General features: G+C 65.2%; 18 protein-coding genes and 2 pseudogenes. 7 read left to right on the top strand and 13 right to left on the bottom strand.

Annotation, left to right across the window (positions count from 1 at the left end; genetic code table 11):
- Positions 1 to 43: 43 nt before the first annotated feature.
- From DD559_RS02865 to DD559_RS02855, 3 genes and pseudogenes are all read right to left on the bottom strand, one after another.
- Positions 44 to 208 (bottom strand): annotated as a pseudogene (locus tag DD559_RS02865) (nucleotidyltransferase); the annotation flags it as partial.
- A gap of 71 nt (positions 209 to 279) precedes the next feature.
- A complete protein-coding gene (locus DD559_RS02860) occupies positions 280 to 489 on the bottom strand; it encodes a sigma factor-like helix-turn-helix DNA-binding protein (protein ID WP_116467861.1) in 210 nt (69 codons plus the stop codon).
- Complete coding sequence (locus tag DD559_RS02855; RefSeq protein WP_116467860.1) at positions 486 to 1,394, bottom strand: ArdC family protein; 909 nt, start codon at positions 1,392 to 1,394, stop codon at positions 486 to 488. The genes DD559_RS02860 and DD559_RS02855 overlap by 4 nt, the downstream gene beginning before the upstream one ends.
- 769 nt (positions 1,395 to 2,163) lie before the next feature.
- Between DD559_RS02855 and DD559_RS02850 the strand changes: the two genes are divergently transcribed.
- Together DD559_RS02850 and DD559_RS19930 are read left to right on the top strand one after the other, a co-directional pair.
- Positions 2,164 to 2,379, top strand: a complete 216-nt coding sequence (locus DD559_RS02850) for a helix-turn-helix transcriptional regulator (protein WP_116467859.1) — start codon at positions 2,164 to 2,166, stop codon at positions 2,377 to 2,379.
- Positions 2,380 to 2,673: 294 nt separating this feature from the next.
- Complete coding sequence (locus tag DD559_RS19930) at positions 2,674 to 2,877, top strand: hypothetical protein (protein ID WP_206364431.1); 204 nt, start codon at positions 2,674 to 2,676, stop codon at positions 2,875 to 2,877.
- 266 nt (positions 2,878 to 3,143) lie between these two features.
- Here the strand turns inward: DD559_RS19930 and DD559_RS02840 are convergent, their stop codons facing one another.
- The 6 genes from DD559_RS02840 to DD559_RS02820 all read right to left on the bottom strand — a co-directional run bounded on the left by DD559_RS02840 (position 3,144) and on the right by DD559_RS02820 (position 17,015).
- Positions 3,144 to 11,018, bottom strand: coding sequence for an RHS repeat-associated core domain-containing protein (locus DD559_RS02840; protein ID WP_116467858.1), 7,875 nt, complete (start codon positions 11,016 to 11,018; stop codon positions 3,144 to 3,146).
- Positions 11,006 to 11,635: a hypothetical protein gene (locus DD559_RS02835; RefSeq protein WP_206364430.1), complete on the bottom strand. Its 630-nt coding sequence runs from the start codon at positions 11,633 to 11,635 to the stop codon at positions 11,006 to 11,008. The genes DD559_RS02840 and DD559_RS02835 overlap by 13 nt, the downstream gene beginning before the upstream one ends.
- Positions 11,636 to 12,441: 806 nt before the next feature.
- Positions 12,442 to 13,164, bottom strand: coding sequence for a tyrosine-type recombinase/integrase (locus DD559_RS20045; protein WP_240610092.1), 723 nt, complete (start codon positions 13,162 to 13,164; stop codon positions 12,442 to 12,444).
- The gene (locus DD559_RS20040; RefSeq protein WP_240610091.1) at positions 13,165 to 13,602 is read right to left on the bottom strand and encodes a hypothetical protein; all 438 of its coding nucleotides are present in this window, start codon (positions 13,600 to 13,602) and stop codon (positions 13,165 to 13,167) included. It abuts the gene before it with no gap.
- A 563-nt stretch (positions 13,603 to 14,165) separates the two neighbouring features.
- Positions 14,166 to 16,628, bottom strand: a complete 2,463-nt coding sequence (locus DD559_RS02825) for an arsenate reductase (azurin) large subunit (RefSeq protein ID WP_116467856.1) — start codon at positions 16,626 to 16,628, stop codon at positions 14,166 to 14,168.
- 9 nt (positions 16,629 to 16,637) lie between these two features.
- Positions 16,638 to 17,015: an arsenate reductase (azurin) small subunit gene (locus tag DD559_RS02820; RefSeq protein ID WP_206364429.1), complete on the bottom strand. Its 378-nt coding sequence runs from the start codon at positions 17,013 to 17,015 to the stop codon at positions 16,638 to 16,640.
- A 461-nt stretch (positions 17,016 to 17,476) separates the two neighbouring features.
- Between DD559_RS02820 and DD559_RS02815 the strand changes: the two genes are divergently transcribed.
- Positions 17,477 to 18,619 (top strand): inorganic phosphate transporter, encoded by a 1,143-nt coding sequence (locus tag DD559_RS02815; RefSeq protein ID WP_116467854.1) that lies wholly within the window; start codon positions 17,477 to 17,479, stop codon positions 18,617 to 18,619.
- On the opposite strand, the gene DD559_RS02810 is transcribed toward DD559_RS02815, so the two are convergent.
- The gene (locus DD559_RS02810) at positions 18,616 to 19,062 is read right to left on the bottom strand and encodes a MauE/DoxX family redox-associated membrane protein (protein WP_116467853.1); all 447 of its coding nucleotides are present in this window, start codon (positions 19,060 to 19,062) and stop codon (positions 18,616 to 18,618) included. The two genes, DD559_RS02815 and DD559_RS02810, sit on opposite strands and share 4 nt — an antisense overlap.
- A gap of 215 nt (positions 19,063 to 19,277) precedes the next feature.
- Here DD559_RS02810 and DD559_RS02805 point away from each other — a divergent pair, with 215 nt between their 5' ends.
- From DD559_RS02805 to DD559_RS02795, 3 genes are all read left to right on the top strand, one after another.
- Positions 19,278 to 19,727: a rhodanese-like domain-containing protein gene (locus DD559_RS02805; protein ID WP_206364428.1), complete on the top strand. Its 450-nt coding sequence runs from the start codon at positions 19,278 to 19,280 to the stop codon at positions 19,725 to 19,727.
- Positions 19,728 to 19,775: 48 nt separating this feature from the next.
- Positions 19,776 to 20,069, top strand: a complete 294-nt coding sequence (locus tag DD559_RS02800; protein ID WP_133243762.1) for a hypothetical protein — start codon at positions 19,776 to 19,778, stop codon at positions 20,067 to 20,069.
- Positions 20,070 to 20,206: 137 nt separating this feature from the next.
- Positions 20,207 to 20,875: a sterol desaturase family protein gene (locus DD559_RS02795; RefSeq protein WP_165830959.1), complete on the top strand. Its 669-nt coding sequence runs from the start codon at positions 20,207 to 20,209 to the stop codon at positions 20,873 to 20,875.
- A 7-nt stretch (positions 20,876 to 20,882) separates the two neighbouring features.
- Here DD559_RS02795 and DD559_RS02790 read toward each other — a convergent pair whose 3' ends face one another.
- From DD559_RS02790 to DD559_RS02780, 3 genes are read right to left on the bottom strand one after another with little or no spacing between them, the layout of a single operon-like run.
- Positions 20,883 to 22,019, bottom strand: a complete 1,137-nt coding sequence (locus tag DD559_RS02790) for an SDR family oxidoreductase (protein WP_116467849.1) — start codon at positions 22,017 to 22,019, stop codon at positions 20,883 to 20,885.
- A 5-nt stretch (positions 22,020 to 22,024) separates the two neighbouring features.
- Entirely contained in the window at positions 22,025 to 22,957 is a 933-nt protein-coding gene (locus DD559_RS02785) for a ferritin-like fold-containing protein (protein ID WP_116467848.1), read from the bottom strand.
- A 22-nt stretch (positions 22,958 to 22,979) separates the two neighbouring features.
- Positions 22,980 to 23,732 carry a ferritin-like fold-containing protein gene (locus DD559_RS02780; RefSeq protein ID WP_165830958.1) on the bottom strand — a complete coding sequence of 251 codons (753 nt, stop codon included), beginning with the start codon at positions 23,730 to 23,732 and terminating at the stop codon, positions 22,980 to 22,982.
- Positions 23,733 to 24,319: 587 nt separating this feature from the next.
- On the opposite strand from DD559_RS02780, the pseudogene DD559_RS02770 reads away from it, so the two are divergent.
- Positions 24,320 to 24,691, top strand: a pseudogene (locus DD559_RS02770) (transposase); the annotation flags it as partial.
- Between the last annotated feature and the right edge of the window lie 11 nt (positions 24,692 to 24,702).

Below are 24,702 nucleotides of genomic sequence, written 5' to 3'. Positions count from 1 at the left end.
TACGTGCCAACATTACCCCGATTTACCGCTTGCATCCGAAGGGGCGTCCACAGATGCCGTACAGGATGACCTTGAGGATGCGCGCCTGCTTCTTCCAGTCCGACGTGGCGATGGCGATCGCGTCGCCAAACTCCTCGAACAGGATCTGGACGACACGCTCCAGCTCGCGCTGCTTGGCTGGGGGCAGATGGTCGAGGCTGGTCCTCATGGATCGATCCTAACGCGCTGATGCCGCGGCGTACACCTCGCCCGGCTTGACCGGGCGAGATGTGGCATCGCTCATGCCTGTTCGCCCCGCTCCGCCCGACCGAGCGCGAACAGCACGCGCGCGACGGTTTGCTCGACCTCTTCCACGGTGCAGCCATGCCGCTGGGCCGTTTGGATGTAGTCCAAATCGTCGAACCGCACCGATCCGAAGATCGCCCGATCCCGCTCGGGCAATGCACGGAAGGCGCGACGCATCCGCCGCAGTCGAAGCCAACGCATCATTGCCCCGCCTCCTCGTTTGAGGTGAACGAAAGCAGGTAATCTGCCGCCTTGCTGGCAGCGATCGCCGCCCGAAAGATCGCCTTTTCGTCCTCGCGCAGCACTGCCAGCCAGCTGCCGACGTAATCAGCGTGCCGCACGGTTGGCCGGATCGACAGCGACGCACAGGTGAACGCGCTCGCCATCTCGGCAACCAGCTCCTCCCTACTATAGGCAGCGCTGCCGAACGCGCCCGACTGATCGCGCCCCAGCCGCGAGCCATGCCCAGTCCAGTGCCCAAGTTCGTGCAGCACGGTACGATACCAGTTGATGCGGTCGTAAAAGGCGAGCTGTGGCGGCACCGCGACATAGTCGCCGCCCGGACTGTAATAGGCTTCGCCACCCCCAATCCGGATATCAGCGCCACATGCTTCCATCAGCGCGTGTGCGGCGGGAATGCGGTCCGCCTCCGCCACCGGCTCGCCCTGCGCCACTACCGTCAGCCGCTCGGGCAGCCCCTCGCACTGGTCGACGTTAAACACGGTGAACCGCTTGAGAAACGCCAGCTGCCGCGCTTCCCGATCCTCATCGCGCGCGCGCTCGGCCTCGTCTTTGGGCGTGAAGCGATCCGCATAGCAGATCGTCGTCCCCCGCTCGCCGCGCCGCACACTCCCACCCGCGGCCTGCGCCTGCCGAAAGGTCAGCCAGCGCTGCGAGGCATACCGCCCCTCGGTCACCGCCGCCCAGAGGATCAGCACATTGATCCCCGAATAGCGCCGCCCGGTCACCGCATTGGCCGGCATCGCGCACCCGCACGCCGCGGCATCCCAAGGTTGCACCCAGGGCAGCCGCCCCTGCTCCAGTTCGGCAATCACCCGTCCCGTCACCTCGGCATAGAGGCTCGCCCGGTTCTCGTGTCCAACACCCATGGTCCTGCTCCTTCCAAAACACCGCAACCGGCGCCGGAAGGGCGGGGGGAGCGGCAGGAGCGAACCGGCAGTCCTGCCGTCAGAGGCAGGCCGCACCCGCAGGGCCGCAACGAAGAGGAGGAGCCGGGCACCGCCCGGCTTGCGGCATGCCGCGGCAGGACTAGAGGCGAGCGACGCTCCCCCCGCCCTGTCCGCGTGCCGGCTGCACAACGCCGCCGCGCATCCGCGCGGCGACCATCCTGTCAGCGCGACCGCGCTGCCGGGCGCCCCCGGCGCCCGAACAAGAGCCGCACCCTTGCAGCCGGGTGGGCCTCGCGCGGGCAGCGTGCGCGCGCCAGCCCGTGCGCCAGCCGCCGCCCGTGCCTCCCGCTCGGGCAAGTGTGCCACGCGGGCATCAACAACACGCGCGCCCTGGTGTCGCCGCAGGCGTGCGCCAGCGCGCGCACCGTACCCGCGTTCCACTGCCGGCACCTGCCGGCCGCCGATCCACAGGATCGGCGCTCGCGTTCGCGATCAACACCCGAAGGGCCGAGACGGCCAAGCCGACTCGGCGCCGTGCAGCGGCGTGCGAGTGCCATCACGCCGCCGGCGTGAGACGCCCTCGCACCGATCGCCCGAAGCTAGCGATCCACGCCCAAACCATCCCGGTGCCGAACCGCACCGAACAGGTCCCTTCTGGCCCCATACAGGCCGTTTTCCTGGCCCGCTAACAGGACCACACTTGCCTCGGAACGCCCCACCAACCGTCAGACGATGCAAGGGCCTCGCAATGCAGATCCAACACCCAGACCGCATCCTCCGGATCAAGACCGTGCTCCAGCGCACCGGCCTCAGCCGCTCGACAATGTACCGCAAGATGCAGAGCGGCACCTTCCCGCCCGCGATCAAGATCAGCACCCGCTGTGTCGGCTGGCGCGAGTGCGACGTGGCGGCCTGGCTGCACAACCCGATATTGTATGCGACGGACGATCCCGCCCCCAGGTGACGCGCATGTCCCCGGACTGCCATGCCGACGCGAATGCCCTGCACCATTGATTGGTGCGCCCACTTGGCATACAGCGCCGCCACTATTTCTCGAACATAGGAAAGGAGTGACCACATGCGAGCTGCAACCGCACCCGTCATCACTCCCGGCTTCCACGTTCAGGAACATAGTACATGGGCAATTCCCGTGCGGGTGACTGCGGTCGCCTGACCCTTTTTCGCGGCCATGGCGCCGCGTCCATTTCGTCCACTTCACGTCTACCGATTGCATTCTCCACCTTTGGGGAGGCCTGCAATGAGCGCTGATATGTTCAAGGTAATCGTCGAGCGTCCCCGCTGGGGCTCGCGCCATGCACCGGCGGTAAAACTCAAAAAGGGCAAGAACGACTTCCAGCACATCGGCCTCAAACGCCACGTCCGCGAAAGCATTTCCTCGCGCCATCCCGAGGCGATCATATCGGCATGCCCTTCCCTTACGGACTGCCTTACTATTCTTTAAGGCTGCTCCGCATCGAGAAGATCCCCGATAAGGTCCGGGCGCGCATCCTCGCGACAGCCAGCGCCGCCGCAGCAACTTACTACAGATTGGCGCGAACCTGGCGGTGGTAGTCGCACCTCGGGCATGGAGAGGACGACTCGGTCACCGCGTCTTCGGTCGATCCCGGCAAAGTGGCGGACGCATCCCCTCGGCATCGAAATCACAGCTGTTTCTAAGCAGAAAACCGCTGCGATTTGTTTTGAACGCCTGGACCAGAGAACCGCTCGTCATTTGCACGCGATGCCCGACGGCTGCTGACATACCCCGCGCCCTTTAAGGATCAAGTCATCGAGTTCGCTTCCCATTCCTCGAGGTGTGCGCGTCGAACCAAGATCTCGGAAGGGACCAACCCCGCGTATCAAAGCTCCACAGTTTGCCGAGCACAGCCCTGGGGCTCCGCTATTACTGCCAGCGTCGAAGCGCCGGGAAATTTGATCGAACTCGCCCTGAGTCACCTTGAACCGATAAACACGCACATTGGGACCGTCGTCGTTAACCTGACGGCCGACATACTGCTTCAAGGTCGGATGATCTCGTTCGAAGACGCCACCGGGGTCGTAGAGCACTTCATCCCCTAGGAACACGCCGGTGTGTGTGCCGATGATTGGAGTGTTGTCGTTGACAACCACAACGATTTCTCGAGGCTCGGGTTCGCTTAGGTGCACTGCGAGGTCGTTGAACAACCTGGAGAAGGCCCCAGTTACCGCTCCGTTCTCAAAAGAGCCCCCGCTGATCTGCGAGGTCACGCCACCTACGACCGCAGCCGACGCGACCTGATACGCCTGACCTCCCTTCGGATCGATGAAGTTACCGGATGCTTTCGTCACGGCCGCCGACAAAAATCCGGACTCGAATGTGCCTCCTTGCGCGAGCGAGCTCGCTCCTCCGACAACTCCGTGAGCACCAGCAGCAAGCGCCTGATTTTCGATACCAATCGAACCCACGCCATTAAACGCGCCTGCGGTCGCCCCGCCAATAAGCGCGCCACGCAGTATCTCGTCAGGCCCCCCGCCATACAAGGCCGCGCTGAGCGCCCCCATCGCTGCTCCCTGCAGCACCGCAGCATACCACACGGTGGCGGCAGGCATCACGCACGCGATCGCTATGATCGCCACCGTCTGCCAGTTCTGCTCCAGCCATCTACCGCCCTTGGCCAGTTGCTCGCCGATCCACGCCAGCGGCTTGCCGATGACCGCATCCACCACCGAGCCGAAGGCTCGCACAGCGCGCTCGAACAGACCTCCCAGGGCACGACCCAGCGACCAGTAGCCGGTGGGATCAGTCAGCACCAACGGGTTGTTCAAGACATAGGAATAGCGGTTGTAGGACTGCGAAAACTCCGGTGCCTGCACGTAGGGGTCGCCACTCATGAATCGCCCGAGCAGCGGATCGTAGACCCGCCCCCCCATGTGAACGAGGTCCAGATTGTCGAGCATTTCGTGGCCGGTGAATCCCTGCCGCACGTTGCGGTATCGATAGCCCTCCCCCTCGATCCTGCGGCCCCACGGATCGTATCGGAACCTGTCGAGCACGCGGCCGTCCTCGGCCAGCACCGCCCGCACGGATCCGAGCTGGTCGCGCACCAGGAAGGATAGCCCGAACCTAAGGTCGGTCACGCGCTCGGGCTTCTGGGTCATTGTCAGACCGTAGGTCGGTGCCGCGAACCGGTAGGGAAAGTGGCGGTAGACCTTGTCGTAATAGCCGAAAACGCCAGCCTGCGTGGCGAGCGCATGCCGAATGATCGTCCGCTCCGGGGTCGGCAGGCCCGGCGGCGCGTAGTTCTCGCGTATGAGCTGAACGCCCGTGAAATATGTCGTCGAGTAGCGGTGCTGGCGCGGCCCGTAGACGCTTTCTTGGAAAACGAGGTTGCCGTCGCCGTCGTATTCGAACTTCGAGCGCGAACCTGCAGCCCCCCTGATCTCCGAAACCTTGCCGTCAGTTCCAAACGTCAGCGTCTTGTCGCCCCTGCGCACGACATTGCCTGCTAGGTCGTATTCCATGCCGATGGTCCCGGCGGTTCCCTGCACGGAGCACAGCAGGCCCCGAAGCAGCCCGACGTCGCAATAGGAGTATGCACCCGCGTCGGTCTTCGAGAGGATGTTGCCTAGAGGATCGTAGGCGACCGACACCGCGTCTCGTCCGGTCAGCTCCGACCGCACGAGCCGGCGCAAGGCGTCGTATGCGAACGTGCCGCCCTCGCCAGTGGCCGCATCCGCAAGCGAGATGACGTCCCCGGCCACGTTATAGCCGATCGCAAGATCCTGCACCGCCCCCTTGGTCGCCGTCGTCGCGGTGCCCGTCATCCGTCCATTGGCAGCTTCGAAGCGGTTGCGGGTGACGATGCCGACGCCCGTCCGCTCGGAAAGGACATGGCCGGCCGCGTCCACGTCTAGAAGGCCGTAGACGTCGCGACGCACCGTGCCGTCTATCAGCGACATGCCGATCATGAAGCCCCACGCGTCATATCGGTTGGTTAGGGTCACGCCGGTGTCAAAGCGACGCTCCTCCAGCCTGCCAAGCCTGTCGAACCTGTCGATGGTTGTCAGCACATCGGTCGCCGAAGTCGCGCGGACCCTCACCGGCCGTCCGAGCTCGTCATAGGCGATTGCGCGCCGCCTACCTCCGCTTTCGGTCCCGATAAGCCGTCCCACGGCGCCGGAACCGGCATCGTATCGCCAAGTGGAAGTCGCGCCGCCGGTTCTCTTCGCGATCAGCCGCCCCAAGGCGTCATAGTCCATCGACAGCTTAGAGCCGCGGGGATCGGTCTGCTCGATCAGGGAGCCGTAGACGTCGTAGGCGTATGCCCAGCGTCCGATCGACGAGTCGGTCATCTCGACCCGATTGCCGCCGACGTCATAGGACTGGCGGACGGAGCGGCCGCCCACCGTCTCCGTCGATGCCACCCGTCCGCCCGCGTCGTAGCAAATGCGAGTTACGCCTCCGAGTGCGTCGACCGTCTCCGCCACCCGACCCCGCAGGTCCAAGCGCTTGACGGTTCGGACGCCCGCGACGTCCGTGGAGATCACCTCGAGGCCCCGATATTCGACCCGCACAACCGCACCGTCGGGCCGCGTCTCCGTCATGACGCGATCAAGCGCATCGTAGGTGCGCTCCGCTTTCAACTCGCGTTCGCCCTCGAAGCGCGGCAGCGTAGTCGCGGCGAGCCGCCCGAGCGCGTCATACTTGGTTTCCGCGATCACCCGGCGACCGCGCCATCCCTGGGTCTCGGTCCTGACGGCGCGGCCGGCGGCATCGGTCCAGAACCGCGCTTCGGGCATACCCGGTGTGCGGCGCGACGTGACCAGTGAGGCCCATGACACATTCGCCTGATTCGTAGATACGGTCGTCACCACGCCCGCAGGCGTCGTCTCAGCGAGCAGACGCTGAAGCGAATCGTAGCGCTTTCGCGTCGTCAGTCCGTTGGGATCGATCTGCGACAGCACCGCTCCGCTGACGGCATCGTAGACGATGGCCGAACGGTGGCCCATCGCGTTGATCACTTCGACGGGGAACCTTCCCTCCGCGTCGTACCGCAGCCGATCCTCCCGCCGCTGGCCCCCATCCGGTCGGCTCGTCACGCTCGCCACCTTGTTGCCCGACGGATCTCGCTCATATTCCGTGGCGAGCTCGAGCGGCGTGCCGACCAGAGTGCGCTCGCGCTCGATGAGGCCGGTCGCGGCATCATATTCGAAGGTCGCCTCGCGAACCTGGTCGGGCATGCCCGGGAGCGAAAGCGTGACCCTGGCAGCAACGAGCCTCGCGAGGGCCCATCGAGCCTCGTCGTCAGCGTATTGGTTTACGGTGGTGGACGTCGATCCGTCGGCGAAGGCAGCCACGACCTTGGTCGGATTGCCGTTCCCATCATACTTGAACGCAGTGTCCTCGCTCGCGAGGGTGACGCCGTCCAGGCCGAACGATCGGCTCGCGGTCGATGCCAAGCTGCGGCGCACGATCCGAGGTGCGAAGCCTGGCACCCCGCTCGATCCATCGAGACCGACCCGGGTTTGCACTTGCCACACGCTCGCAGTCGTCGACACCACCTTCCCGCCCTGCCTCACCTCAACGGAAACGGGGCTTCCGAGCGTCGCGTCTTCCTGCGAGAAGGTAGTCAGCGTGGTCCGGTCACGCTCCACATCGACAGACACGCTGCTCTCGAAGCCAAGCGACCGCCCCGACCTCACGTCAACGCGATTGCCGTCATAGGCGTAGCGCACGTGCCGCGCCGCCACGCCGGGACCCCGGCTCGCAACCTCGGCGACAAGATACCCAGGCAGCGGGGCATGCACGACCGGATATCGCGACTGCCGCCCCGTCCCAGGCGCCATTCGAACGGGCTGCACGAGTGCGCTGAGCTCCGATGGCCGCTGCAGCGCGAGGAACGAACGGTATCGAACCGACGTGGACCGACCTATGCCATCCACCGCAGCGGTAAGGAGATACGGTCGGTCCGAAACGTTGACGGTGACCTGATTGCGGGTTTCGCTGTCGGATCGCTTGTAGCTCTGAACTAGATCGAGAAGGCCATCCCCGTTCACATCGAGCGGGCGAACCCCGACGTCTCCACGGTCGTGCTCCGCGAACGGGATGCCTGGCGCGAAGTCAGCCGGCGCTTCCGCCCAGCCAGCGCCGGTGTTCATGAAGGCGCCGCGTGTGGTACCGCCCTCCGTCGTCCAGTGATACGCGATGTCGGGCAGCATGTCCCCGTTGAGGTCGAGGACGCGGAAGCCCTGGTCTCCCTTTCCCGCCCGGATGGCTTTCGCCGGAATGCGGTAGTAAGCGTCGGGAGCGCTCCAGCCGGTGCCGGTGTTCAGGTAGGTCTCGCTGGTCTCACCGCCTGAATACAGCAAGTCGATGGAACCGTCGCCGTTGACGTCCTCCATCTGCAGTTGGCGCTCCCCGGCCGCCGGGTCGTCGTCCAGCCGCACGGGCGGCAGATAGCCCGGCGCATCGGTGCTCCAGCCCGCGCTCGAGCCAAGCCGCGCGCCGCTAACCGTCACGCGCACGTTCTGCAATGGCCCGGTCGCCGGCCGCTCCCGCTGGATCGCCTCGTAACGGTAAGCGACGTCGGGAAGACGATCCCCGTCGAGATCCATGAGCTGGACGCGGGTGTCCACCACTGTGACCCCCGGGAAGGGCGCCTCGTCTCCGAGGATCACCCCAGGACGCGGTCCGACAAGCGGTCTGGCAAGCGCGACCGGCAGCTTGAAGGCTTCCGATTCCTTCCAAGAAGTTCCGCCTTCGTTCAACCAGGTGCGGGCCTGCAGGCGATACTCCGGCCGCGCGTCGGGAGTGGTGGAGGAGACATCCTCTCCATCCTCATCGACCCATACCTCGACCGTCCGCGATGTGACGATGTCAGTCAGCCCGTCACCGTTGACGTCGAGAACCTGCGCACCGAGAGGACCGGTCCCGTCCTCGGCGAACACCGCCGGCGCCACCAGGCCGCGGTAGGCGTCGGTGCCAGACGCCGCGAGCCAGTATCCCCCCACCTTCCCTTCGGGCACGTCGGCGCATTCGGTCAGGGCAGCGCAGTTGATCCAGGTCTCGCGGCGGTCGATCGATCCGCCGCGCTCCTTGACCCGCCGGCCCTCCATCAGATCGACCCGTCCGTCGCCGTTGACGTCGGCGACGAACGTGCCGGTGGCGGAGTAGTCTTCCTGGACCAGCGCGACGGGCATCAGGTAGCGCTCGTCCTTGCGCCACGGCACGTCCTCAGCGGGCTGGAATATATACGCCGCGCGGTCGAGCGAGCCGTCCTTACGCTTCCTAGCCCACAACAGGTCCGGCAGACCGTCGTTGTTGAGGTCCAGGAACCGGACGCCGAGATCGACCTTGTCGAACTGCGCCAGATCGATGGGAACGGCGAGCGACACGTCCCGACGCCATCCGGTGGCGGCATCGAGCCTGTATGAGGTCGGAGCGAGGCGTCCGACCGGACGAAGCTCCAGCCAAGTACGCGCCCCCGACCCCGGCAGGCTGAGAAGCCGGAACGCGAGCATGCGCTCGCCAAGCGTAGCGCCCAGCGCCGTGGGAGGTGTCAAGCGCGGCTCAAGGATCCAATAATCGGCCTGAGCCCGATATACGCTCCGTCCAGACGCATCATCCGAGACAAAGTCGATCGCGCCGTCTCCATCGACGTCCATCAAATCCCCGGACAGGCCGGTCGCGACGTCGTCCCCCGCACGCCAGAACGGGACCGCCGGCATGGTCCGCGCATCGGAGCGCCAACCGGCGCTTCCAGCCAACGCCGCCCCTGAGCGCTGGCCAGCCCCGTTGTCGAAAGACCATACGAAGTCATCGTGGCCGTCGCCGTCCATGTCGGCGACCCGCAGCGCGCCGTCGGCCGGCAGGTCGGGGATCGCAGGCTGCATCGTTGGATCATTTACGAGGCGCCAGCCGCTCGCAGTGGCGCGATAGACACCGTGGATACTGCTGCCCGCAACCGAATAGTAGACAAGCTCACGCGTGCCGTCCGCGTCCACATCGATCGAGCGGACGCCAGAGACGACGGGAGCGGTGGCACCCGAAAAGGCGAGCGGCGGCGCGTAGCCGGCGACGGCCGCCCACCGCGCTCCGTCCCACCTTCGAACTTCGCGAGCGCGCGAGCCGGCACCGGCCGCGTGGTTCCAGGCGAATGCCGACACGCGCACACCGGCTGGATCGACTACGTCCACCTGCAGCACGCCGCTCGTCGCGAGCGTGCCGCCGCTCAGCGCAATCGGGAGGGCCGGGCCCTTCGTCCAGCCACTGGGATCGGCGACATAAGTCCCCGCGACGTTGCCGGCCAAGCCGTTACCGGCGACGATGTCGTCGTCGCCGTCGCCGTCAACGTCCGCAAGCACCACGTCGTCGGCGGACATGCCGTCCTTCGCGAAGAGCACGGGCGGAGCCAGCCCCTTGACCGCGCGCCATGCGCCCGTCCCCGCATCCTGGAGGTAGGCGCCCTGAACGGTCTTTCCACCGGCCTCGACCGAAACGAGCACTGCAGGCACGACACCTGCCGCGGTCGGCAGCCGTGCGAAGCGATAGGCCCGTCTGACATCGGCCAGCGCCTCGTCGACGTCGGGAAGGTCCGGGATGGACGCGAGGATGTCGCTCGGCTGCCAGCCAGGACGCGCCGTCGGATACTCGAACGAAAGCGGCCGATACCGCAGGCCGTCGGCCCCCTCTTCCGCTAACGTGGCGATGGTGAAGAAGCGATCGCCGTCGGACGATGGCGTGTAGGTCGGAACGTATCGGCGGAGCACTGCGCCCCGGTATGACGACACGATCGACTTCAGCCTCCATGCAAGCGTCGTCCGCTGGCCGAAGAGGAAGCGACTTCCGTATTCGGCACCAGCGGGAAGCCGCTCGTAGTCGAACTCAATGGCGGCATATCCCGGACGGCCCAGGCGCTCGTTCCCGCCGTAGTCTACTCCTGCAAGGACGTAGTCGAGGCCCTGCGATCCGCCGACGTCGTCGAAGCGGTAGCGGAACGCCATGTAGTTTCCGGAGCGATCCTCGATCCGATCGCACAACCAGGTCACGGTCCGCCCGTCGGCCAGGGACACTCGGCTACGCGGCGTCGAACCATAGCTCATGGTGAGCCCCGCCCTGGTCTCGACCACGATGCGACCCGAGCCGGATGCTCCCTCCGCGTAGGCGCGGACGCGGACGAAAGTGTCAATCCGCGTCCGATACTCCTTGAAGCCGGCAGTTGCGGAGGCGACCTCGACCAGCTTCTCCCCATCGAGGGTCAGCGCATCATCCGCCGAGAAGCGCACACCGGCGACGCGACCATCGTCCGTAAGGTTGCGCGGGCCCCGGTGGATTTGGGAGAGACCGGAGACCGACCACCCAAAGCCATAGGCGGAGACCCCACCCCTACTGGAATAGACGAGCGACAGCTTCGGCTCGACGCCGGCCGTGCCGGGAGGAACCACCAGCGGGACGGAATAAGAAGAGGTGCCGTCCGGAGTGACCGCGAGGCTCGCCGGCGTCGTGCCTGCAGCCGTCTGCGCCGAGGCCGTGCCGCCGGTCACCACGGCAACCGCCGCCATCAGAAGGCTGAACAGCCTCACGGGGATCCGGAAGGCGCCAAAGGCCATGGTCAGTATCGCCATACGAGGCTCGTCGACGCAAACACCCCGTCACGACCCTCCGCGAGACGAGCGCGACCCGACGTCCACGCGGCACCCGCAGAGAAGTCGAGCGCCAACCCCTGTCCAAGTCTACGTTCCGCTATGAGCCGACACGAAGTCCCGTCAAGGTGGACACCGGCCCCATAGTCGGTTCGGGTCCAGCCCAGCCGCACCGATCCAGAAGTTTCGTCCGAATGCCAAACGTCGCGCGTGACCGCGGCCGAGTAGGCTCTTCGGGACGATGCCAAGGCGACGTCGATGACGGCCTCGACGGTGAGGCCGCGGATGAAGTTCGTCGTCGCGGTCAGGCGGACACCGTCCGAACAGCCGCCCGGGAGCCGATCGTTCGAGCAGGCGACGAGAGCGCCATGAAGGTCGAACGCCGGCAGCTTGTGACTGTAGCCGAACAGAATTTCCCTTGCGCCACGACCGGTCGACAGCTCCTTCGATCCCCACGCCGACAGTGAGAAGCCCTGGTAGGCTATCCCGGCCAGAACGGAGCCAGTGACCCGGTCGCTCAGCAGCCGGTCGCGATGCTCGTTACCGCCGGACATGGTGGCGACGGCGAGAATGCGAGGCCGCGGTCGCTGGATGTCCAAGCCGCCGGGTTCAGGTTCCGGCCTCTCGTCTTGCGCAACCGGGCCGGCTGAATCAGGCGGAACTGCAACCTGCGCCGCCGCCGAGGAAGGCAGACTGGCTACCACGAGCGCTAATGCGACAAAGGCGAACGACGAAGTGCGCAAGCCCCCCCCCAAAGAACACGCGACTCGTACCGTGATCCAAGTAAAACTATGTCTCCGAAAAGGCGATATCGTCAAGACCTAGGGGCAACCCTTCTTTGCATTCGGACAGCGAGCCAGATCAATGCGATCGAGCACCACAGCGGATTGCCCGGCGGCATCGTCCATCTACTCGAACATGGCCTACCTCATTTTGCATTCGCTTTCATGGAGTTGTAGGCGATGGCGGCCAAATCGACGAAATTTCAGATCTGTTTGTTTTATTACCCGCCACTCACAGCCTTTGGCCCGTCTTACATCGAGACTTATAGCTAATCATCGACCGTGAGGATTGATGACGACAAGTTCGCCGGTTCCGAAAAGCTGGATGGCGACGGAGGCAATCTGGCGCATCTTGGGCGGCAGGTAATCCAGACAGCCTTTCAAGCCGGGGTTCACGCGGCGTGGTCGCAGGACGGTCAATCCGATGCGCGATGCGCCTCCGGGATGACGAACACCTCGTCGGCGCGAGCGTAGGCCCAAACCTCGATGGCTGCTGAGGCGATCAACATCAGTCCCCGCCGGAGGTATGAAGCAGATCCGAATGGCCGATGCGCGCCAGGAACCGCTCGCGCACCCGGTATATGACGGCGAAGCTGACCCACGTGCATTCTCGGAGACCGTCGTTACAGGGCTAGGCCCGCCAGCGCTTCCGCTGCCGCATGCCGACTGAGATGGCCGTAGTGGCGTTCGATCATCTCCGCGCTCGTGTCGCTGATCTGCGCCACTGCGAGCAACGGCAGGCCGCCATTCACCAAGTCGGTGATCGTACTATGGCGGAGCGTGTACGCGGTCGTCCCGGTCGGCAGCTTGGCAGCGACGACTGCCTCAGCGATCGGCCTCTTCCAAGTTTCCTTGTCCCATGGCTTGCCGTTGGCGCGCGCCAGTAACGGGGCATGGGCCAGCTTGCCCTTCGCTTGCGCTGCGAAAAATTTCGCCGCGCCGGCCGGTACAAGGATTCGGCGAGGCTTGCCGCTTTTGTCCTTACCGATCGTCAGTTCGGACGTGCGCTTATCGAAATTTCCGGCGGTCAGGCCAGCGACAGCTCCCGGCCGCAGCGGAAGAAGACAGAGGGCCCGCACGAAGGGTTCGGCTTCGGCGTCGATCTTCTCCAGAAGGGCGCGCCGCTGGTCGCGGTCCAGGTAGAGCGTCCTTTGCCGATCAGCGTTGCGGATGGCCTTCAGCGCTTCTTGCCACGCTGCTTCTGTGTCGGGCGCACCTGGCGCGAGCACCGTGTTCAGTGCTGCGCGGAGCATCGCCATGTCTCGATTGATCGAGGAGGGTGCCCGGTCGCGGGTGACCTGCGGGCCTTTCTTGCGCCGCGTGACCAGCGCGGGCTTTTCCTCCAATCACTTGCGCCACGCCTGCAAATGACGACGGCGAAGCTTGGCCAATTTCACCTTGGCGATCGGGTCGGAATACACGTGCCGTTTGAAGCGACCTACCGCGTCTGGATGCGAATCCGCGTATCGGCGACAGACTTCCTCTACGGTCTCAACCTTTTGCTCGACCTCGCCACCCGACTCCACCAACACGGCGAATGCTTCCGCCTCCGCTTTAGCGCTGGCAAACCGATCACGGCCAGGGAGGGCGCCGAAGCCGCCAAGCGCCTTGAGACGATAGCAACGTTGATCCTCGTCATAAGCACGAGCAATCCAGGTCCCCGCCCCCTCCCGTGCCGAGGGTCGATAGCCGAGGAAGCAGCCCGGCCGAATGCGTTGCCAGTAGGGCTCGCGCTGATTGCGGAGCGCGTCCCGCTCCTTCACTTTGCTCAGGTCCAGCCCCATGCCAGCCTCCTCATTCCGTACGGAAAAAGTACGGAAAACATGGTCGGAAGTAGCTAGATCACCTGAGATACAAAATCAATTATTTTCAGCGCATTAGCAATTTCAGGAAGGTTCAAAAACCCCCATTTCCAGGCACTCCGAAGGCAGAGGCCACAGGTTCGAATCCTGTCGGGTGCGCCATCTTTTCAATGACTTAGCGAAGCATCGCGACGGGCGTACGGAGAGCACCGTCGGAAGAAATGCGATCGGATACGCGCGCGTCGAGACGACTCGTCGGGGCCCGCCTGTGTGCATCTGGCCAATCGCAAACCCTCCCCCACCGATCGCATGCCGAGTTCGGTAGCAATCTGAGAAGCGGCCATCCGTCCGCGTTCGTGTTGCTGGTCGAGGCGGACGACGGCCGCCTGCCGGCTGGCACGATCGCTGCCGAACTCGGCATCCCCAAGTCGTCCTTGTCGTTCCGCCTCGCGCAGCTTGGCCGCGGCGGCTGCGCCCGAATGCTGCTGCGTCCTGGCGCTCCCTGCGGCAGGACAGAGGCCGCCTGCCACACCCGAGCGGCAGGCTCAGAAGACGCCGATGCTCGGGGCCTTGAAGCTTAGCCTGCGCGTCACTTCAGGTGCGTCGGCGATCTTGCGGATGTCGCCCCAACACTGCTTGTAGTTGGGAATGACCAGCTCGTTGACGCCGGCGGAAACCAGATTGCCCTGGGGACCCGCCGGCGCGCCGAACAGCATGAAGGCCTGGTTGCGCCGCGCGGTCGGGCAGGGATAGGCCATCGCCTGGGTCCGGCCGCTGTCGTTGCTGATCTCGACAAGGTCGCCGGGGCCGACGCCCAGCGCGGCCATATCGTCGGGATTGAGCTCGATGAAGGCCAGCGGGACGCGACTGCTGACGAACGCGTTGTACTGGTCGAGATAGGCCGACTGCCAAACCGCATTGGCGCGGCCGTTGTTGATCAGGAAGCGGTAGCGCCGTTGCTGCGCGGCCTTGCCGGGCACCGACAGGCCGCGCCAGGGCGTCGGCAGGAACTTCGCGCGGCCGTTCTCCGTCGCGAACTTGCCGTCGGCATAGAGCCGCTTGGTTCCGACGATCCTGCCCTTCTCGAACCCGGTCGCGGGCTCCTGGAAACCGTTGGTTCCCATGGCGCGAAGCCGGTCATAGGTGACGAATTCCCCGCCTGCGGCATGGCGGTGATAGCCGTCCATGAACGCGTCCTCCTCGCTGTGCCAGTCGAAGCCGGCGAAATGGGCAGCGACGTCCGCCCTGCCGGCGCGGCGCCAAGCTTCGCCGAGTGCGCGGGCGAGGCCGGCGACGATCAGGCAATCGGGCCGGGCGGTCCCGGGGGGATCCATGTAGCGCTCGGTGATCCGCATCCGGCGCTCGCCATTCATCGAGGTCAGGTTCATCTCTCCCGCGGTGGCCGCAGGGAGCAGGACATGTGCGTCGCGCCCGATCTGGCTCGGCACGATATCGACATCGACGGCAAACAACCCGCCGCTGCGGATCGCGACGAGGATCGCGTCGGCCAGCGCCTCGCGGTCGCCCGTGGGCGCATCGTCCATCGCCTCGCGCACCATCGCGGTACGCTGCCGGTAGGCGCGCCGAAAGGCGCCCGCGTTGAGCGTCGTCTTGTAGTGGTCGCAGCCCCAGATATGGTGGACGCCGCCGCCACCCGACAGCAGCAGCTCGTCGACATAGCGGGCCGGCCGGCCGACATGCGAATCGCTCGGGCGGACATAGCCCTCCTGATGGCCGCCCATGCGCACGCAGCCGCCGCCCGGACGGCCGATGTTGCCCGTCGCCAGCGCGAGATTCACGAGCGCGGCGTTGGTGCGGTAGTTGTCGTTGCCCCAGATCAACCCCTTCTCATAGGCGAACATCGCCCGGCGACGGTGCCCCTGCTTGGGTTCGGCAAGCCAAGTTGCGGCCTTGCGGATGGCAGCTGGGTCGAGCCCTGTCGCGCGCGCGGCCTCCTCGATCGAAACGCGGTTCGCGGCGAGCATCTCGGCATAGCCCGAGGTCGACTGGCCGATGAACGCGTCGTCTACCCAGCCGCGGGCGGCGACCTCGGTCATGAGCGCATTGAGCAGGATAAGGTCGGTGCCGGAGTTGATCGCGAGGTGGAGCACGGCGTCCGATCCGCCGGCAGCGGCGCATGCATCGACGGTCACGGTCCGGCGCGGATCGACGAGAATGACCCGGGCGGCTGCATGCGGCTCGCCGGGCAAGGTCGCGCGCTTGTGGTCGAGCGTCGCGCCCCGCAGGTTCGGTACCCAGTGGTTGAGGAAATAGTTGGTCTGGGTCTCGAGCGCGTTGGTGCCGACCGCGAGGATCGTGTCGGCGAGTTGGGCGTCCTCATAGCAGTTGTTGAGCTCGGCGACCCCCATATCGCGGGTGGCATGCACCTCCGAATTATAGGCCGGCCGGTTGTGGATGCGGATATTGCGCACCTTCATGCTCTCGAAGTAGAGCTTGCCGATCGCCCAGTTGTTCTCATAGCCGCCGCCGGCGCCGCCATGATCGTAGGCGGACACGATCAGCCCGTCCTCGCCCTGCTCCGCGATCACGCGACGGGTCACCTCAGCCGTCAGCCAGAGCGCCTCCTCCCAGGATGTCGGACTCATCTCGCCATAACGGCGAACCATCGGCGTGGTGAGGCGCTGGCGCTGGGTCCCGGTGCGCTCGGAGAAGGAGTTCTCGGCCATCCGTGCGCCGCGGGTCGAGGCGAGCCCCGCGTTCACCGTGCAGTCGCTGTCGGGCATGATCACGAGATGCCGGTCCTCGCCGTCGCGCCTGACGATATTGTACATCGACGGCGCGAACCAGGCGGGCGAGTCGCTGGGCTGCTGCAGGCGCAGGTCGGCGTTGAAGATGTTCTGGTCGGGCAGCACCCCGCCCTGCTGGTCGAGCGGCCAGGAGATCGCCTTGTAGCCGCAGCCGACGATGCAATAATGGCAGACGACGCTTTCGACGCGCGCGGACGCGGGCGGGATCGGAAGCCGGTCAACATGGCGCTTGTAGGTCATTGGCGGTTCCTACCCGCGCAGGACATTGTGCAGACGTCCGTAAATCAGCTCATCGATCGACACTGCGCTGATCGCGCCCTCGTCATCGACCGCCAGCTTGATCTGCGCGAGATTCTGGGTGGCGTGCCCCCAGATCTGCTGCCCACCGAGCTCACAGTCGAACCGCGAAAAATGTCCGGGGCAGACCAGGCTTCGATCGGCGGCGCAGAAGCCGAGCGGATAGCCCTTGTGCGGGCAGAGCGTCGAGAAGGCGACGATATCGCGGCCCGGGCCGGCGCCGCGCAACACCGGATGCCCCAGCCGGAGCAGCACCGCGGGCGAACCCGGATCGGGATAGACGAAGGCGACCGGCACATCGACCTTCAGATCGGCGACACGCCCGATCATCCGGCTTGGATAGAACGATGCCGCTTCTTCGGATTCGCGGCGCGACAAGCCCCCGCGGCTGCATCCGGCCGCCGGCGCCAGTGCTCCAATCGCGCCGACGCCAAGCAGTTGCCGTCGGCTGAGGTCCGCCGTTCGATGGCGCTCGTCCATACCGCTACCCCCTCGGGCGCAGTGCCGTGCGGAAGTCACGTCACGCACACCCCGGATTACCCCCGACTTCTTCCGCGCCATCCTGCCAATTCCACAAGGATATCGCGTCATTTTAGAAGCTAGATAAAAACCATTATGGATATACTATTGCTTACACCGAATCCTTAGGCTCCAGCATTCTGTCATATTGACGGCAGATTGCGAGTCTATTCTAATTACGCATGACGTTTACTGCACATATTGAGTATTGATATGTCGCATTCGACATGAGATTGTCATCGTTGACACGAGTCGCAGCGGGAGGGGGCAAGATGCTTCTTGCGGCAGTCTTCCTTGGCGCATTGTTCCTTGCCTACGCCAATGGCGCGAATGACAATTTCAAGGGCGTCGCGACCCTATACGGTAGCTATACCGCAAGCTATCGCGTCGCATTGTTCATCGGGACGATAGCGACTTTTGCCGGTTCGCTGAGCGCGCTGTTCATTGCCAGCGACCTGATCAAGACCTTCTCGGGCAGCGGTGTGGTTCCTCCGGAGGTTGCCGGCTCGCCGATCTTCGCCGCCTCGGTCGCGATCGGCGCGGCTGCGACGGTGTTGCTGGCGACGCGCTTCGGCCTGCCCGTATCGACCACCCATGCGTTGATCGGCGCGATCCTTGGCGCAGGCTGGGTGTCGGTCGGGACCCACCTGGATCTCGATATCCTCGGGCGCTCGTTCGTGCTCCCGTTGCTGCTCAGCCCGCTGCTTGCCGTCGCGCTCGCGCTTCCGCTCTATTCCTTCCTGCACCACGCCGCGGAGCGTTTCGCCATCCGCCGCGATACCTGCGTCTGCCTCGACGGCAGCCAGTTGATTCCCGTCCGGCACCTGCAGATGGCCGGCACCGGTGAATCGCATTTCGCCGTCGCGACGCTCGAGCCGAGCGGGCAGTTGGTGACGGTCGGCTCGCACCGCCAGTGCGTCGAGAAATATCAGGGGCGCGTCGTCGGCGTGCCGGTGCGCGCGCTGACCGACGGGCTGCATTTCCTCAGTGCCGCCGCCGTCAGCTATGCGCGGGGCCTCAACGACACGCCCAAGCTGCTCGGCCTGCTGCTCGTCGTCGAGTTGCTCGACCTTCGCTTCGGGGTGTTGATGATCGCGGGTGCGATGGCGGCCGGCGGGCTGATCAACGCCCGCAAGGTGGCGATGGCGATGAGCCGCAGGATCTCGCGGATGAACGACGGCCAGGCGCTGACCGCCAATCTCGTCACGGCGTTCCTCGTGATCGTGGCGAGCCGGCTGGGAGCGCCGGTGTCGACGACGCAGGTATCGGTCGGCGCGATCGCCGGCATCGGCATCGTCAACCGCAGCCTCGACCGGACGATGGTGGGCGCGATCCTCACATTCTGGCTGCTGACGGTGCCGATCGCCTTCGCGCTCGCGCTCGACGCCAACCTGCTGCTGCGGGCGATCGGCTAGGCCGTCCGGTGGCGGGCGCCCCACCAGATCGCCAGCGATACGGCGATCAGCACCAGATCCTCGCCAAGGCTGACCAAGCTTAGCGGGCGAGCCCAGAAGGCACCGAAGCAGCCGCAATTCTCCAGCGCGAGCCCGCGCGCGAGCGCACTTGCCAGCAGCAGGAAATAGCCGAGGTGCATCGCGGTCGAGGCGAGTGCCGCAACGGCGATCCGTCGGCCGCTGAACAGCCACAGGCTAAGTCCAAGCTCCGCAAGGCCGATGGCCAGGCCCGTCGGCAGCAGCAGCGCCCGGGGCAGCAGCGCATAGGCGCCGATGACCGTCGCGAAGCCGCGGTTGTCGAGCAGCTTGGCAAGTGCGGTGACGAGCAGCACCACCGCCAGCGCATACCGTCCGAGCGCCACCAGCCGGTTGGTCCATGACTTCGAATCGCGCTGCGAATTCATAGACAATCACCCCTCCGTCCGGCGTTTCTTTCTAGCCAATCATTTCATTGTACGATAGAGTATAGAAATGTCCGACGCGCTTTGGGCGGAGATTCCTTGACCGGACCAGTCCGGCAGCACGTCGAACCTGAATTGATCCAGTTCGGTTCTTTGCTGGAGCGGCTTCGGGAGAGTTGAATGACCAACTCTTGTTTCGCCTTCGTGCGCGAAGACTCGTGCGCGCGGTCGCCGATTCATTGGAAAGGGCGGCCATGCTGACGCTGCACAACGTGCTGCGGCTGGCTTCGGAATATTTCCGGCCGCGCGCGCGGCCGGTCGAGGAGTTGTCGATCGAGGAGGCGCGGCTGCGTCTGGAGCAGCAAGGCGCGCTGGTCTTCGACTGCAACCTCGCCGAGGATTATGCCCGCCGCCACCTGCCTGGTGCGCGCCACGTCGGCATCGACCCGCCGAGCCGGGCACAGCTGCCCGCCGACCGCGGCGCCGTGCTGATCTTCTATTGCTCGGCGCGTTTCTGCCTTTCGAGCCATATGGCGGCGCGCGAAGCGGTGCGGCTCGGCTACCACAGGGTCTGCGTCATGCCCGACGGTATCCGGAGCTGGGCAGCCGCCGGCTTTCCACTGTGGCGGGTCGAAGAAGCCGAGACCGCTGACATGGCGGTATCCTGATTCCGTTATTCCCCGCGCCGGACCCCGGCGCCAACCGAGGAGCGTGCGATGGCAAAGCCCACACAGACGAGGACGAGAACGACGTCGAGATCCCGCACCACCGAACGCGACGACGAGTTCGACGATCGCCGGCTGCGGCAGGACGTGCAGGATGTCTGGGATTCGTCGCGCGATGTGCTCGACGGCTCCTGCCGGCTGCTGAGCAGCCTTATCATCGGCGTCGGCGAAGCGTTCGCGCCGACCAGCTATTCGCGCCGCCGCGTCGAGCGCGAGTATGACGATGGCGACGGGCACGTCCAGACGACCGAGGTCACCACGCGCCGCGACACGGCGACGAGTTGAACACGCAACGGACCGGAAGGCGCGCCCCGGCAGCCTTCCGGTCCCTCGGCCGGTGGCATGATGCGCAGGCGCGGAAGAGGGCGGAGCCGCCATCGGCGACCGAGCGCATCGGGATGGTGCATCCAGGAATGGCGCAAATGACCGAACTGCCCGAGGGCCGCGACGCGCTGCGGGCGCGGGTGACCGGGCGTCTGCCTCGCTGGTACAGTCCGTGGGCGCATTTGCTGATCCCCGGGCTCGCGGGCATCGCGCTGATCATCCTGTGCATCACGATGCTCCGCCCGCTCGCGGCAGGCGAGTTGCTCGCGGCGGGCGTCTGGCTGGTTGCGTGCAACGCGATCGAATGGAATATCCATCGCCATCTGCTCCACCATCGCAGCTGGGCCTTCTACGACAAGCATACGCCCGAGCATCACGGCATCTTCCGCGATCATGACATGGCGATTCGTTCGCGCCGTGAATTCGCGCTGGTGCTGATCCCGGGCTATGCGGTGCTGGCGCTGTTCCTGGTGCTTCTGCCGATTGCCGGTGCGCTGATGCTGGTCCGCTGGAATCTCGGCCTGCTCTTCTATGCGGCGAGCGCCTTCTATGTGCTCGCCTATGAATGGATGCACCTGCTCTATCACCTCCCGGAACCGAGCCGCGGCTGGATCGCGCCCATCGCATGGCTGCAGCGGCATCACGCGCTCCACCACGACCCCAAGCTGATGCAAGGCTGGAACTTCAACACGACGCTGCCGCTATGGGACCGCGTCAAGGGGACGGCCTATCGCAGGCTGCGTCCGGCGCCCCGGTCCGCGAGCTGACCGGCGATCAACCCGCGAGCGCGAAGCGCTGTTCGTGCTTCGCCAGGAATTTCTCGATCGCGGCCGACTGGTCGATCAGCCGGTTCTGGCAGATTTCGATCGTGGCGAGCGTCGCTTCGGGAAAGGTGACGCCGGCCGCGATCAGCCGGTCGAGGCCGGCACGGTCGAAGCGCCAGGGATGGCCGATAATCTCCAGATTGACCGAGGCGAGCGCGAGCAGCGCGCGCTGCGGCGGCGGGATCGCGCGGCTCGGAATGTCGGCCATCCGGTCGTAGAACACGGTCTGTCGCGGCCGGTTGACGGCCTCGAGCCACAGCACCCACAGGTCGCGCACGGTGGGCGCGCAGGCCTCCGCGGCAACCATGTTGAGGATCGAATTGTCCGGCAGCTGCTGCCAGCCGGCGAGGAAGGCGTTCTGGAACGCATCCTGGTGAATCAGGTTGATCCGCTCGCGCGGCGCAAACGCATGGATGGTCTCGTGCCATTCGCGGCACAGCAGTCGCTCGATCCCCGACCAGAGCTGGTAGAGGCCGTAGCGCTTGCCCGAATAGCGGCCGTCGCCACTGTGGCCGATCACGATCGAAGGACGCAGGATCAGATAGGCGATGCCGCTCTCGGCGACGCGGCGTTCGGCAAGCCGCTTGGTCTTGGTATAGTCGGTCGGATCGCCTTCGGGATCGCCGTGCAGCGTCTCGCCGATGCGATGGTCGACATAGCCGCTGCTGAACGCCGTCGACACATAGGTGAAGCGGCGCACGCCGGCACTGCCGGCGAGCGCGAGCAGTTCCTCGGTGAGTCCGACGTTGATCGCCTGGAGCGCGGCCTCGTCGAAATAATCGAGGCACGCCGCGCAATGGACGACTTCCTCGATGCCGAACGCGGCAAGCTCGGGCAGCAACGCCGCCAGCGACCCGAAGGCGGGCAGCGCCGTGAAGCTCAGCCTCTCGAGCATCGCCTCGGGAGCGACCGCACCGGAGGCAATCAGTTCGCTGCGGAGCGTCGCCAGCAGCGCGAGCGGATCATGACCCGGCCGGACCGGCGCGAGGATGCGAACGTCGGGCTCGCCCAGGAGCAGCGTCGTCGCGATCAGGCTGCCGAGATAGCCCGACGCGCCGGTCAGCAGGACGCCGCGGCCAGCGCGCATCCAGGCTAGGCCTGGCCGGCCGTTTGCGCGCAGCAGGCGGCTTCGGCCGGCGCCGCCTTGGCGGCCGGCCCGCAGCAGGACGCCGCGGCTGCCGGCACCCGGTTCGCCGCCTGGGATCCGCAGCAGGCGGCTCCGCTTGCCGCCTGGGGAAACATGTTGGACGCGCCTTCATAGGCGGACATGCTGGCGATCAGCGGGTTGGTGATCTTGGGGTCGAACAGGCTGTCCAGCGTCTCGACATAGAGCTCGAGGCCGCGCACGCGCAGCTGCTCGATATCGGTGCGGATGCTGCCAAGCGAAAGGCTGCCGCAATCGATGCCAAGGTCGTCGCAGAGGAAATGGCAGCTGGTGCTGATCATCGCGAACAGCTCGGGCATCACACGGTGGTGTGCCCAGGCCAGCGCGTCATGGACCGCGGCCGGATCGGCGGCGAGCAGCTCGCGCAGCCGCGCCTTGCCGATCTCGAGATGCTCGAGTTCGTCTTTGAGGATCGCCGCCGCGACCTGTGCGGTGCGCGGATCGGTCTCCGCCTCGGCGGCGAGCGTCCGATAGAGGAGGATCGCCATCGTTTCGGTCATCAGGTCCTGGATGATCAGGCAAGCGGGCAGGTCGCGGCGCGCGACCGCGTTCGAGAAATGCTTGCGGATGGTATTCCACTGCGGCTCGACGATTCGCCGCTGCACGCCGATGTCGAGCGTGCGACCGAGCTTGGAGAGCAGCAGGATATGCTTGCACTCCTCGTTCGCCTGCATGACCGTCTCGATCTTCGCCTGGGTCGTCGGCATGAGATGAACCATCTCGGAATAATTCTCGATGGCCATGATCTCGCCGGCGATGGCATTCGAAACGACATAGGCGATGAGATCGTAATAGCCGGTGTCGAATGCCGATGGCGGTTCTGCCGCGCCCGGTGCGGCGGCGACGCTGGTCATGTTCATCTTGCCTCCTCGCGCTCGGCGCTCAGTGCTTGCGAAGGAACTCCAGCCCGGCGCTGACGCGGCCGGGCGCTTCGTAGGAGGCCATGCTCGCGATCAGCTGATTGGTGATCTTCGGATCGAAATTGGCCTTGTCGAGCATGCCGACATAATGCTCGAGCGCGGTGATCTTGAGCAGCTCGAGATCGATCTCGGCGCTCGGCTTCTCGACCATGGTGCAGTTGAGCTGCTTCTCCTCGCAGAGGAAGTCGCACGACTGATTTACCATCTCGAACAGCGCCGGCATCACCCGCGCATGCGCCCAGAGCAGCGCATCGTTGACCGCGTCGGCGTCCTTCTCCATCTCCGCCTGGATGCGCCGCACGCCAATGTCGAGATGCTCAAGCTCGTCCTTGAGCAAGGCAGCGGCGACGCCGACGGTCTCCTGGTCTTCGTTGGCGGCGCTGGCGAACACCTTGTAGAGGCCAATCGCGAGGCTCTCGACCATCAGGTCCTGGATGATCAGGCAGGCCGGCAGGTCCTTGCGGCGCACCGCCTCGTGGAAGCTCTGCCGGATGCTCTCCCATTGCGGCTCGACCATCGTGTCGTCGATGTCGAAGCCGATCCGGCGCGCGAGCTTCTCGAGCAACAGGATATGCTTGCACTCTTCCTTGGCCTGATGGACCGTTTCGATCTTCGCATCCGTATCGGGCATTAAATGCACCATCTCGGAATAATTCTCGATGGCCATGATCTCGCCCTTCCGCGCGTTCGAAACCACGAACGACAGAAGTTTCATGTAACCGTCGCTTCGCTGTAGTGGCCCCTTGGGCAGTTCGATGGCCGAATCGAGATGGTTTTGCATAGCCAATCCTCCAGAGCGCGTACGCTCACATTTGAGCCGGAGTATTTACAGGCCAATGGAAGTATCGAATCACATACTTCTACACATCAACGTCCATATAGTATTTGAACCTACCAGAAGTGTAAAGTATGTTGTGAGTCAAGGTGGACATGGATTGTCGGCGGATCGCCCATTTTGCGAATCCGTTTACTATTGCAATCAATATGAACCTAATCGGAGAAACGCCAGTGCGCCGGGATGACGAAGACGATGCGCCGCTCAACCTGCGTAGCGAGCGCGCAACGAACGCATTCAGCGATTTCTGCTTCGCCTGGCTCGATGCTGGCCGCCAGATCACATTCGGCTCTGCGCGGGTTATGCTGCGGACCGCGGACGATCTGACCGCGGCGAACTGCAGCGCGCCGCGGTCGCGCACGTCCCGTAGCCGGCGCCGCTAGGTTTCGTCTGCATTGGAGAATGCCGATGATCAGTGCGTTCTGAGTCAAGGCTGGCGAAGGAGCCAGATCCGGAGCTGACGCACGCTGACGACCAAGCTACACGCGGCCGTCGACGCCATCGGACAGCCGATCCCGCCGGGGCACCGCGGCGACGCTGCACAGGCGCTGGGCCTCCTGAAAGGCCTGCGTGGCGTCGGTCATGTCATCGCCGATGCTGCCTATGATGCCGATCCGCTGCACATCTTCATTGCCGATGATCTCGGCGCAACGGCGCAGATCAAGGCCAATCCCACTCGCACCCGAAAGCCGACAATCGCCTGGCGGCTCTACAAAGAAGGCCACCAGGTCGAGTGCTTCTTCAACAAACGCAAACGCTTCCGCCGCATCGCCCTGCGCTGCGAGGAGCCGATTTCCGCCTGCATGGGATGTGTCCATCTCGCATGTGCCACGATCTGACCCCGCTAAAG

Source organism: Sphingomonas pokkalii (assembly GCF_003096275.1).
GTDB classification, from domain to species: Bacteria; Pseudomonadota; Alphaproteobacteria; order Sphingomonadales; family Sphingomonadaceae; genus Sphingomonas; species Sphingomonas pokkalii.
This window is presented reverse-complemented; position numbering and strand designations above follow the sequence as displayed.